Origin of the sequence: Massilia sp. R2A-15 (genome assembly GCF_030704305.1) — a bacterium.
Taxonomy (GTDB): Bacteria; Pseudomonadota; Gammaproteobacteria; order Burkholderiales; family Burkholderiaceae_D; genus JAFCUW01.
This window is the reverse complement of record NZ_CP131935.1, coordinates 857013-867476: the sequence shown is the minus strand read 5'-3', so window position 1 is coordinate 867476 and position 10464 is coordinate 857013. Positions and strand designations below refer to the sequence as shown.

Sequence of the window (10464 nt, the reverse complement as noted above, 5' to 3'; positions counted from 1 at the left end):
CTTACTCGATTTCGACCGTCTCGGCCGGCGCGGGCGGCGGCAAGGCGTCGCTCTCCGGGAACTCGAGGAAGACCGTGTCCTTGTCGTCGAGGTCGACCGTCACGCGTCCGCCGTTGACCAGGCGGCCGAACAGCAGTTCGTCGGCCAGCGCCTTGCGGATCATGTCCTGGATCAGGCGCGCCATCGGACGGGCGCCCATCTGAGGATCGAATCCTTTCTTCGCGAGGAACTTGCGCAGCTTCTCGGTGAAGATGGCTTCGACCTTCTTCTCGTGCAGCTGTTCTTCGAGCTGCATCAGGAACTTGTCGACCACGCGCAGGATGATTTCTTCGTCCAGCGCACGGAAGCTGATGGTCGCGTCGATACGGTTGCGGAACTCCGGCGTGAACATGCGCTTGATGTCGGCCATTTCGTCGCCGGCCGCCTTCGACTCGGTGAAGCCCATCGAGCGCTTGGTCAGGCTTTCGGCGCCCGCGTTGGTGGTCATGATGATGATCACGTTGCGGAAGTCGGCCTTGCGCCCGTTGTTGTCGGTCAGCGTGCCGTGGTCCATCACCTGCAGCAGGATGTTGAAAATGTCCGGGTGGGCTTTTTCAATCTCGTCCAGCAGCAGCACCGCGTGCGGCTTCTTGGTGATCGCTTCGGTCAGCAGGCCGCCCTGGTCGAAACCGACGTAGCCCGGCGGCGCACCGATCAGGCGCGACACGGCGTGGCGCTCCATGTACTCGGACATGTCGAAGCGAATCAGCTCGATGCCGAGGATGAAGGCAAGCTGCTTGGCCACCTCGGTCTTGCCGACGCCGGTCGGACCGGAGAACAGGAAGGAGCCGATCGGCTTGTCGGTCTTGCCCAGGCCGGCGCGCGCCATCTTGATGGCCGACGACAGCGCGTCGATCGCAGGGTCCTGGCCGAACACGACGTTACGCAGGTCGCGGTCGATGGTCTGCAGCTTGCTGCGGTCGTCCTGGTTGACGGTCTGCGGCGGGATCCGCGCGATCTTGGCGATGATGTCCTCGATCTCGGTCTTGCCGATGGTTTTCTTCTGCTTCGACTTCGGCAGGATGCGCTGCGCCGCACCGGCCTCGTCGATGACGTCGATCGCCTTGTCGGGCAGGTGACGGTCGTTGATGAAGCGAGCCGCCAGTTCGGCCGCGGTGGACAGCGCGGACGACGAGTACTTGACGCCGTGGTGCTCTTCGAAGCGGGACTTGAGGCCGCGCAGGATCTGGATGGTCTGCTCGACGCTCGGCTCGTTGACGTCCACCTTCTGGAACCGGCGCGAGAGCGCGTGGTCCTTCTCGAACACGCCGCGGAACTCGGTGTAGGTAGTCGCGCCGATGCACTTGAGCTGGCCGTTGGCGAGCGCGGGTTTGAGCAGGTTCGACGCGTCGAGCGTGCCGCCCGAGGCCGAGCCGGCGCCGATAATGGTGTGGATCTCGTCGATGAACAGGATGCCGTGCGGCGTTTCCTTGAGCTGCTTGAGCACCGCCTTCAGGCGCTGCTCGAAATCGCCGCGGTACTTGGTGCCGGCCAGCAGCGCGCCCATGTCGAGCGAATACACGATGGCATTCTGCAGGATTTCAGGCACGTCTTCCTGGGTGATGCGCCAGGCCAGGCCCTCGGCGATCGCGGTCTTGCCCACGCCCGCCTCACCGACCAACAGCGGATTGTTCTTGCGGCGGCGGCACAGGATCTGGATGACGCGGTCGACTTCGTCCTCGCGCCCGATCAGCGGGTCGATCTTGCCTTCGGCCGCGGCCTTGTTCAGGTTCTGGGTGAACTGGTCGAGCGGGCTTTCCTTCGGCTGGCCTTCGACCTGCGCCTCTTCCACGCCTTCGGAGGTCTTTTGCGACTCGGCCTGCTGGTCCTTGCGCACGCCGTGCGAAATGAAATTGACCACGTCCAGGCGGGTGGCGCCCTGCTGGTGCAGGTAGTACACCGCGTGCGAATCCTTTTCGCCGAAGATGGCCACCAGCACGTTGGCGCCGGTGACTTCCTTCTTGCCGTTCGAGGCGGACTGGACGTGCATGATCGCGCGCTGGATCACGCGCTGGAATCCGAGCGTCGGCTGAGTGTCGACCTCGCCCGTGCCAGGCACGGTCGGGGTGTTGTCGCCAATAAAGTTGGTCAGCGTCTTGCGCAGATCGTCGACGTTGACCGCACAGGCGCGCAGGACTTCCGCGGCGGATGGGTTGTCGAGTAGCGCCAGCAGCAAATGCTCAACGGTAATAAATTCATGCCGTGCTTGCCGTGCTTCGACAAAGGCCATGTGTAGGGAAACTTCCAGTTCCTGCGCAATCATACTTCCTCCATCACGCATTGCAGGGGATGCCCTGCCTTACGTGCATGCGTTAATACAAACTCGACTTTGGTACACGCGATATCTTTGGAAAACACGCCACATACTCCCTTGCCGTGGCGGTGAACCGAAAGCATGATCTGCGTTGCCGTTTCCCGATCCTTGTTGAAGTACTCCTGGATAATGGCGACGACAAACTCCATCGGCGTGTAGTCGTCGTTCAACAGGGCCACCTGGTACAAAGGCGGTGGCTTGACGACCTGCCGTTCCAGTAGTTGCTCGGTATCTTGCTTGGTTGCCATACGCTTTATTCTAATGCTTTCAATGGTGATGCACTGCGTAAAGATCAGGGCTTTTACATTTGTTTTCCATCTTACGCGTTTTCCGCCTGATGCGCAGATGGCGACCCGATTCGGAAAATCAAGAGTTGCTTTGGATGTCACTGTGGCAAAAGAAGCAATACCAATTTAAAAGGTCTTGACTTCAATAGTCATTCCGCCAACAATGCAGTTATCGACGGTACTTATGTACTTGTTGATAAGAAGTGAGCAGGCTGAGGAGGGGGCAAGAAGCTTCTTGCTTTTATGGCTCGTGTGATTGGTTATTTTTGAAAGTTCTTTTTATGGCAACAGGTACAGTTAAGTGGTTCAATGATTCCAAAGGTTTTGGCTTCATCACTCCAGATGACGGCGGCGAGGATCTGTTCGCACACTTCTCCGCAATCAACATGAACGGTTTCAAGACCCTCAAAGAAGGTCAAAAAGTTCAATTCGAAGTAACGCAAGGCCCTAAAGGCAAGCAAGCTTCCAACATCCAGGCTGCTTAAGCAAACCCGAATGTGAAAAACCCCGCCGCTGGCGGGGTTTTTTTTCGTCTCGCCCTTCAGGGCTTACGCTCATATCGACGATATACCTCGTCATCATTTCGCTTGCCGATCAATACGATCCGAATTACGCCATCCTCAACGCGGTAGATCACCCTGTATTCGCCGATGTCGACCCTGCGCTCTCCGCGGCGCGCCCCCTTCAACGCCGCGCTGTCGTGCGGGGTCGGGTCACTCATCAGTTTCAGCATCGATACCGTGACCTGTTTGAATTGCTTGGGCGCCAGCGAGAACAGGAATTTTTCAACCTCCTTGCTGAGCGTCAACAGCAGCATTTTCGATCTCCTCGAGCCTGCCCACTATCAACGCCAAAGCATCACCCTCCACGTAGCCTCCCTGCTCGGCCAGTTCCGCCCGCGCGAGCCACAGCGCGTCGGTGATTTCTTCCACATGGTCGAGCATTGCATCGAAATCGTGCTTGGAAACCAGATACACAGCGGCCTTGCCGTCGTCGCCAATCCTGACCGGCCCTTCACATGCCGCCTTCACCAAGCCGGAAAGATGCCGGGCCGCCTCATCGATACCGAACACTCTGTCATTCGCTTTATCGTTCACTTCCGTCTCCCGGAAATAGCATCCTTCAATTATAAGTACGCCCACGGCGCGCACGCTTCAACATGCAAAAAGCCCCGTCTCCATCAAGGAGTCGGGGCTTTTTCCTTTGCCGCGCGCAGCGAAAAATTACATGTTTTCGATCATCACGTCACCGAAGCCGGAGCACGACACCTGGGTCGCGCCTTCCATCAGGCGGGCGAAGTCGTAGGTGACTTTCTTCGAGGCGATCGATTTCTGCATCGAGGAGATGATCAGGTCGGCAGCTTCGGTCCAGCCCATGTGGCGCAGCATCATTTCGGCCGACAGGATCAGCGAGCCCGGGTTGACGTAATCCTTGCCGGCGTACTTCGGCGCGGTGCCGTGGGTCGCTTCGAACATGGCCACCGAGTCCGACATGTTGGCGCCAGGCGCGATGCCGATGCCGCCGACCTGGGCCGCCAGCGCGTCGGAGATGTAGTCGCCGTTCAGGTTCAGGGTCGCGATCACGCTGTATTCGATCGGGCGCAGCAGGATCTGCTGCAGGAAAGCGTCGGCGATCGAATCCTTGATGACGATGTCGCGGCCGGTCTTCGGGTTCTTGAACTTCATCCACGGGCCGCCATCGATCAGCTCGGCGCCGAATTCCTTCTGCGCCAGCGCGTACGCCCAGTCGCGGAAGCCCCCTTCGGTGTACTTCATGATGTTGCCCTTGTGGACGATCGTGACCGATGGCTTGTCGTTGTCGATCGCGTACTGGATCGCCTTCCGCACCAGGCGCTCGGTACCCTGGATCGAGACCGGCTTGATGCCCAGGCCCGAGGTCTCGGGGAAGCGGATCTTGGTCACGCCCATTTCCTTGACCAGGAAGTCCATCAGCTTCTTCACGCCGTCGGACCCCTGCTGGTATTCGATGCCGGCGTAGATGTCTTCCGAATTCTCGCGGAAGATGACCATGTTGGTCTTCTCCGGCTCCTTCAACGGCGACGGCACGCCGGTAAAGTAGCGCACCGGGCGCAGGCAGACGTACAGGTCGAGCTGCTGGCGCAGCGCCACGTTGAGCGAACGGATGCCGCCGCCGACCGGCGTGGTCAGCGGCCCCTTGATCGACACGATGTAATCCTTGACCGCGGCAAGCGTTTCGTCGGGCAGCCACACGTCGGGGCCGTACACGCTGGTGGACTTCTCGCCGGCGTAGATTTCCATCCAGCTGATCTTGCGCCGGCCGCCGTAGGCCTTGGCCACGGCCGCGTCGACCACCTTGATCATGACCGGCGTGATGTCGATGCCGGTGCCGTCGCCTTCGATGAAGGGAATGATGGGATTATCCGGGACCGCCAGCGACAGGTCCGCGTTCAGGCCGATTTTCTGGCCATCGGCCGGGACGGTGATGTGTTGATACATTGTGCTCTCCCAATTGGACGCGCGGTGCGACAGTCCTGCATAAAACATAAGATGTGAATCTTGCATTATGCATCAGGCGTTGGCGAGGTGCTATGATTTTAGCTTCCCCGCTCTACGCCACGCCATGCCCCTGATTCTCTTCAATAAACCATTCCAGGTCCTGTGCCAGTTCACGCCGCAGGAAGGCCGCGAATCGCTGGCCGATTACCTGTCGATTCCCGGCATCTACCCTGCCGGGCGCCTCGACGCCGACAGCGAGGGCCTGATGCTGCTGACCGATGACGGCAAGCTGCAGCACAAGATTGCGCATCCGGACCACAAGGAAGCGAAGACCTACCTGGTGCAGGTCGACGGCGCCATCGACGCGGCCGCGCTGGCGCGCCTGCAGGCGCCGCTCGACCTGGGCGACTTCGTCACCAAACCAAGCAAGGCGGTGCGGATTGCCGAACCGGACTGGCTGTGGCCGCGCAATCCGCCGATCCGCGAGCGCGCCGACAAGCCGACCAGCTGGGTCGCCATCACGCTCGAGGAAGGCAAGAACCGCCAGGTGCGGCGCATGACGGCGGCGGTCGGCTTCCCTACCCTGCGACTGGTGCGTTCAAGTATCGGGCCGTTTTCGCTGGCGACGCATCCGTTGATGCCGGGCGACTTCATCGAGGTACCCGCGAACGCGATCCACAAATAAAAATGGGGACAGGTCCGCAGGACCAGTCCCCAGATGACGCCGGCGCCGCGTCACGAAGTCCGGGGTCTGGTCCTGCGGACCTGACCCCATTTTCATTTCCGCGTTACGCCAGCGTGTCGATCGCGTTGTTGAACGTCGCGCTAGGACGCATCGCGGCCGTCACTTTCGCCTCGTCCAGCTTGTAGTAGCCGCCCACGTCGACCGGCTTGCCCTGCACTGCCAGCAATTCGGCCACGATCTTCGCTTCGTTTTCCGCCAGCGACTTGGCCAGCGGCGCGAAATGCGCGGCCAGTTCGGCGTCGTCGGTCTGCGCGGCCAGTTCCTGCGCCCAGTACAGCGACAGGTAGAACTGGCTGCCGCGGTTGTCGAGCTCACCGGTCTTCGGCGACGGCGACTTGCGGTTGTCCAGCAGCTTGCCGGTCGCCGCGTCGAGCGTCTTGGCCAAAACCTTGGCCTTTGCGTTGCCGGTCTTGATGCCGAGGTCTTCGAAGGACACGGCCAGTGCCAGGAACTCGCCCAGCGAATCCCAGCGCAGGTGGTTTTCTTCCACCAGCTGCTGCACGTGCTTCGGCGCCGAGCCGCCCGCGCCGGTTTCGTACATGCCGCCGCCGGCCATCAGCGGGACGATCGACAGCATCTTGGCGCTGGTGCCCAGTTCCATGATCGGGAACAGGTCGGTCAGGTAGTCGCGCAGGATGTTGCCGGTCACCGAGATGGTGTCCAGGCCGCGGATGACGCGCTCGAGCGTGTAGCGCATCGCGCGCACTTGCGACATGATCTGGATGTCCAGGCCGCTCGTGTCGTGATCCTTCAGGTAGGTCTTGACCTTCTTGATCAGTTCGTTCTCGTGCGGACGGTACGGGTCGAGCCAGAACACGGCAGGCATGCCCGAGTTGCGCGCGCGCGTGACGGCCAGCTTGACCCAGTCGCGGATCGGGGCGTCCTTGACCTGGCACATGCGCCAGATGTCGCCCTGCTCGACGTTTTGCGACAGCAGCACTTCGCCCGTCGCCAGGTCGGTGATGTTGGCCACGCCGTCTTCGGCGATTTCAAAGGTCTTGTCGTGCGAGCCGTATTCCTCGGCCTGCTGGGCCATCAGGCCGACGTTCGGCACGGTGCCCATGGTTTTCGGATCGAATGCGCCGTGCCATTTGCAGAAGTTCAGGATTTCCTGATAAATGCGGGCGAAGGTGCTCTCAGGGATGACTGCCTTGACTTCCTTCAGGCGGCCGTCGGCGCCGTACATCTTGCCGCCGGCGCGGATCATTGCGGGCATCGAGGCGTCGACGATCACGTCGTTGGGCGAATGGAAGTTGGTGATGCCCTTGGCCGAGTCGACCATGGCGAGCGCCGGACGATTTTCCTGGCAGGCGTGCAGGTCGCGGATGATTTCTTCCTTCTGCGAGGCCGGCAGCGTTTCAATCTTGTTGTACAGGTCGGCCATGCCGTTGTTGACGTTGATGCCCAGGCTGTCGAACAGCGCGCCGTGCTTTTCGAACGCTTCCTTGTAGAACATGCGCACGCAGTGGCCGAACACGATCGGGTGCGACACCTTCATCATGGTCGCCTTGACGTGCAGCGAGAACAGCACGCCGGTATTCTTGGCGTCGTCGATCTGCTTTTCGTAGAACGCAAGCAGGGCCTTGCGGCTCATGAACATCGAGTCGATGATCTCGCCATCCTGCAGCGCGACCTTCGGCTTGAGCACGACGGTCTTGCCGCTCTTGGTGATCAGTTCCATCTTGACGTCGCGCGCGCCGTTCAGGGTCATCGACTTTTCGCCGGCGTAGAAATCGCCTTCGGTCATGTGCGAGACGTGGGTGCGCGAGGCGGCCGACCATTCGCCCATCGAGTGCGGGTTCTTGCGGGCGTATTCCTTGACGGCGCGCGGGGCGCGGCGGTCGGAGTTACCTTCGCGCAGGACCGGGTTCACTGCCGAGCCGATGCACTTGCCGTAGCGGGCCTTGATGTCTTTTTCTTCGTCGGTCTTCGGATCGGCCGGGTAGTCGGGGATGTTGTAGCCCTTGCCCTGCAGTTCCTTGATGGCCGCTTCCAGCTGCGACACCGAGGCGCTGATGTTCGGCAGCTTGATGATGTTGGCTTGCGGCTGAAGGGTCAGCTTGCCCAGCTCGGCCAGCGCGTCCGGCACGCGCTGCTCGGGCGTGAGGCGGTCGGCGAAGGCGGCCAGGATGCGCGCGGCCACCGAGATGTCGCTCTTCTCGACGGTGACGCCGGCGGCTTTGGCGAAAGTGCTGACGACTGGCAGGAAGGCGTGGGTGGCCAGCAGCGGCGCCTCGTCGGTCAGGGTGTAGATGATGGTCTGATCACTGCTCATGCGATTTTCCTCGGTGTTCGCGAACGGGCGCCGCGATGGGTGAATCTAATTAAGGGGTCGGGCCGGAAGGTCTTCTATAAGACATAAGAGGCGCGTTTCACATTATGCACCAGTATTTTACTAGGCGCTACGGTTTTAAGGCATCCGCTTCAATGCCGCGGCGCCCGTTTGCGGACGCCAAGCGAAAAAACCCGCCGGACCGAGTCAGGCGGGTTTCTTTTACCACAGGCAGTTCCAGGCGCCACCGCCGAAGCGGCCGCGCCAGCGCGGCTGAATTAAGCCAGCGCTTTCAGGGCAGCTGCCAGGCGGCTCTTGTGGCGAGCGGCCTTGTTCTTGTGGATGATTTTCTTGTCAGCGATGCTGTCAATGGTCGAAACCGACGATTGGAAGATCGACGCGGCAGCAGCCTTGTCGCCAGCCTGGATCGCTTTGCGCACTGCCTTGATTGCGGTACGCAGGGTCGAACGCTGGGACGAGTTGTGTGCGTTCTGCTTAACTGCTTGACGAGCGCGTTTGCGCGCTTGTGCGGTATTTGCCATGGAATTTCCTAAAACGGGGTCAAGTTGCGTTTGCAAACACAAGCGTCTGGCAAACCGGTGAGTTCATGCTGCTCGAACAACCTTGCTGTCAAACCAGTGCCTGTCAAACAAATGTGTCTGCGTAACAGAATTCTGTACAGCCTTCGATTATAGCGAATTATTCCGGCCGGAGCAATTCAAAAATCACACATGCCGGCCAAACCGGTGGCGACGGTGTTGCCGGGATATAATCTCGCGCCATGAACTTGCTCAAATCCCTCGCCGCCATCTCCAGCATGACCATGCTGTCCCGAATCACCGGATTGCTGCGCGAGAGCCTGTTCGCGCGCGCCTTCGGCGCCTCGGCCTATACCGACGCCTTCATCATCGCCTACCGCATCCCCAACCTGCTGCGCCGGCTGTTTGCGGAAGGCGCGTTCTCGCAGGCCTTCGTGCCGATCCTGGCCGAATACAAAATCCAGCAGGGCGACCAGGCCACCAAGACGCTGGTCGACCATGTGGCCAATTCGCTGATGTGGTCCACGCTGGCCGTCACCGTGGCGGGCATCATCGGCAGCGCCGGCCTGCTGGCGGTGATCGCCAGCGGCCTGGCGCCGGACGCCTTCAAGGACGCGGTGCTGATGACCCGCATCATGTTCCCCTATATTATATGCATGGCGTTCGCGGCCCTGGCCGGCGGCGTGCTCAATACCTGGCGCGAATTCAAGATCCCGGCCTTCGCGCCGGTGCTGCTGAACGTCTCGCAGATCCTGGCAGCGCTGTTCCTGGTGCATTACTTCGCGCAGCCGGTGTACGCGATGGTTGTTGGGGTGTGCGTCGGTGGAATTCTCCAGGTGGCGATCCAGGTGCCGGCCCTGATGCGCATCGGCATGCTGCCGCGCCTGTCGTTCAATCCCCTGTCCGGCCTGCACGATCCGGGCGTGCGGCGCATGCTCAAGCGCATGGGGCCGGCCGTGTTCGCCGTGGCCGCGGCGCAGATCAGCCTGCTGATCAACACCAGCTGGGCCGCCCACCTGGCGGCGGGCAGCGTGTCGGCCCTGCAGTACGCGGACCGGCTGATGGAGTTTCCGATCGGGCTGCTGGGCGTGGCGCTGGGCACGGTGCTGCTGCCCAGCCTGTCGAAGGCCAATGCCGAAGGCGACAGCACGGAATACTCCTCGCTGCTCGACTGGGGCCTGCGCCTGACCTTCCTGCTGGCCTTGCCCGCGGCCGTCGGGATGGCCGTGCTGGCCGAGCCGCTGATCGCGACCCTGTTCCACTACGGTAAATTCAGCGTTGCGGCGATTCACGGCTCGGCGATGCCGCTGATGGCCTACGCGGCCGGCCTGCTCGGCATCATCCTGGTCAAGACCCTGGCGCCGGCCTTTTATGCACGCCAGGACATCCGCACGCCGGTGCGCATCGCCACCGGCACGATCATCGCGACCCAGCTGCTGAACCTCGTCTTCGTGCCGCTGCTGGGCGTGGCGGGTCTGGCGCTGTCGATCGGCGTGGGCGCCTGCCTGAACTCGCTGTTCCTGTACATCGGCCTGCGCAAGCGCAAGATCTTCGTGGCGCAGCCCGGCTGGATCGGATTCTTCGCCAAACTCGTTGCGGCGGTGACGGTGATGGGCGCGCTGTGCTGGTACGGGCAGGGCCTGGTCGACTGGGCCGGCATGCGCGTGCACCCTTGGCTGCGCGCCGGAGCCCTGTTCGCCATCGTCGGGGCCGGCGGCGCTGCCTACTTCGCGGTGCTGTTCGCGCTGGGCTTCCGCTTCCGCGACTTCAAGCGCCGCGCGCGCTGACCTG

At 61.6% G+C, this 10464-nt stretch carries 10 protein-coding genes; 3 read left to right on the top strand and 7 right to left on the bottom strand.

Annotation, left to right across the window (positions count from 1 at the left end):
• Position 1 precedes the first annotated feature (1 nt).
• A complete protein-coding gene (gene clpA / locus Q4S45_RS03910; protein ID WP_305509344.1) occupies positions 2-2302 on the bottom strand; it encodes an ATP-dependent Clp protease ATP-binding subunit ClpA in 2301 nt (766 codons plus the stop codon).
• Positions 2299-2601: an ATP-dependent Clp protease adapter ClpS gene (gene clpS, locus Q4S45_RS03905; RefSeq protein ID WP_305509342.1), complete on the bottom strand. Its 303-nt coding sequence runs from the start codon at positions 2599-2601 to the stop codon at positions 2299-2301. The genes clpA and clpS overlap by 4 nt, the downstream gene beginning before the upstream one ends.
• A gap of 320 nt (positions 2602-2921) precedes the next feature.
• On the opposite strand from clpS, the gene Q4S45_RS03900 reads away from it, so the two are divergent.
• Entirely contained in the window at positions 2922-3125 is a 204-nt protein-coding gene (locus Q4S45_RS03900) for a cold-shock protein (RefSeq protein ID WP_010395943.1), read from the top strand.
• A 56-nt stretch (positions 3126-3181) separates the two neighbouring features.
• On the opposite strand, the gene Q4S45_RS03895 is transcribed toward Q4S45_RS03900, so the two are convergent.
• The 3 genes from Q4S45_RS03895 to icd all read right to left on the bottom strand — a co-directional run bounded on the left by Q4S45_RS03895 (position 3182) and on the right by icd (position 5117).
• On the bottom strand, positions 3182-3457 hold the full coding sequence (locus tag Q4S45_RS03895; RefSeq protein WP_305509329.1) for a type II toxin-antitoxin system RelE/ParE family toxin: 276 nt from the start codon (positions 3455-3457) through the stop codon (positions 3182-3184).
• Positions 3426-3737: a hypothetical protein gene (locus Q4S45_RS03890; protein ID WP_305509327.1), complete on the bottom strand. Its 312-nt coding sequence runs from the start codon at positions 3735-3737 to the stop codon at positions 3426-3428. The genes Q4S45_RS03895 and Q4S45_RS03890 overlap by 32 nt, the downstream gene beginning before the upstream one ends.
• A 126-nt stretch (positions 3738-3863) precedes the next feature.
• Positions 3864-5117: an NADP-dependent isocitrate dehydrogenase gene (gene icd, locus Q4S45_RS03885; protein ID WP_305509326.1), complete on the bottom strand. Its 1254-nt coding sequence runs from the start codon at positions 5115-5117 to the stop codon at positions 3864-3866.
• Between the two features lie 124 nt (positions 5118-5241).
• Between icd and Q4S45_RS03880 the strand changes: the two genes are divergently transcribed.
• On the top strand, positions 5242-5802 hold the full coding sequence (locus Q4S45_RS03880) for a pseudouridine synthase (protein ID WP_305509324.1): 561 nt from the start codon (positions 5242-5244) through the stop codon (positions 5800-5802).
• A 103-nt stretch (positions 5803-5905) separates the two neighbouring features.
• Here Q4S45_RS03880 and Q4S45_RS03875 read toward each other — a convergent pair whose 3' ends face one another.
• Positions 5906-8137, bottom strand: coding sequence for an NADP-dependent isocitrate dehydrogenase (locus tag Q4S45_RS03875; RefSeq protein ID WP_305509322.1), 2232 nt, complete (start codon positions 8135-8137; stop codon positions 5906-5908).
• Positions 8138-8412: 275 nt separating this feature from the next.
• Positions 8413-8676: a 30S ribosomal protein S20 gene (gene rpsT, locus Q4S45_RS03870; RefSeq protein ID WP_305509320.1), complete on the bottom strand. Its 264-nt coding sequence runs from the start codon at positions 8674-8676 to the stop codon at positions 8413-8415.
• Between the two features lie 239 nt (positions 8677-8915).
• Here rpsT and murJ point away from each other — a divergent pair, with 239 nt between their 5' ends.
• On the top strand, positions 8916-10460 hold the full coding sequence (murJ, locus tag Q4S45_RS03865) for a murein biosynthesis integral membrane protein MurJ (RefSeq protein WP_305509318.1): 1545 nt from the start codon (positions 8916-8918) through the stop codon (positions 10458-10460).
• The last annotated feature ends 4 nt before the right edge of the window (positions 10461-10464 follow it).